Here is a 1,141-nt window from a genome sequence, read left to right on the forward strand (position 1 = left end):
TGGTAGCGCACTCGCACCTGCTGGAATCACTGCCCGCCTTCAGCGCGCAGGCGGTGTGCCTGGACCGTGAAGAGGAATGGGCGGAGGAGTCCTGCTGCCCCGTGACGTCGGAGGTGCGCCCGGAGAACGTGGCGTACCTCATCTACACGTCGGGAAGCACGGGCCGTCCGAAGGGCGTGGCGGTGACGCACCGGAACGCGGTGGCCTTCCTGTCATGGGCGACGGAGACGTTCACGGAGGAGGAGACGAAGGCGGTGCTCGCGGCGACGAGCCTGAACTTCGACCTCTCCGTCTTCGAACTCTTCGCGCCGCTGGTGCGAGGAGGCAGCGTGGTGGTGGTGCGCAACGCGCTGCATCTGGCGGAGGAGAAGCCGGAAGCGGAGGTGACGCTCATCAACACAGTGCCCTCGGCGATGGCGCAGTTGGTGCGGCTGAGCGCCGTGCCGCCGTCGGTCCAGGTCATCAACCTCGCGGGCGAAGCGTTGCCGGAGACGCTGGCGAAGGCCGTGTACGCGGTACCGACGGTGAAGAAGCTCTACAACCTGTACGGCCCGTCGGAAGACACGACGTATTCAACGTGGTCGCTGGTGGGGCGGAATGAGGTGCCGAACATCGGCCGGCCCCTCACCAACACGCGGGCCTACGTGCTGGACAAGTACCTCCAGCCGGTGCCGGTGGGCGTGGCGGGAGAGTTGTTCCTGGCGGGAGAAGGCCAGGCACGGGGCTACCTGCTGAGGCCGGAGCTGACGGCGGAGAAGTTCCTGCCAGAGGTGTACGGCCCCGAAGGCAGCCGCATGTACCGCACGGGAGACCGGGTGCGGTACCGGACGGACGGAGTGCTGGAGTACCTGGGCCGGGTGGACTTCCAGGTGAAGGTGCGAGGCTTCCGCATCGAGCTTGGCGAAGTGGAGTCCGCGCTGCGCCAGCAGGAGACGGTGAAGGAAGCGGTGGTAGTGGCGAAGGGGGAGGGCGCGGAGAAGCGGCTCGTGGCGTACGTGGCGCCGAAGGCGGGCGCGACGCTGGAAGCGGAGGCACTGAAGGCGAGCCTGCGTCAGCGGCTGCCGGAGTACATGGTGCCCGGAGCGGTGGTGGTGCTGGAGGCGCTGCCGCTCAACTCCAACGGCAAGGTGGACCGCAAGGC

1 protein-coding gene is annotated in these 1,141 nt (G+C 67.9%); it reads left to right on the forward strand.

What is annotated here, in order from left to right:
* On the forward strand, positions 1–1,141 hold a 1,141-nt coding region (locus tag D7W82_RS39730), incomplete at both ends, for an amino acid adenylation domain-containing protein (RefSeq protein WP_120623193.1).

The sequence above is a fragment of the Corallococcus sp. CA049B genome, assembly GCF_003611685.1.
In the GTDB taxonomy this organism is placed as follows: Bacteria; Myxococcota; Myxococcia; order Myxococcales; family Myxococcaceae; genus Corallococcus; species Corallococcus coralloides.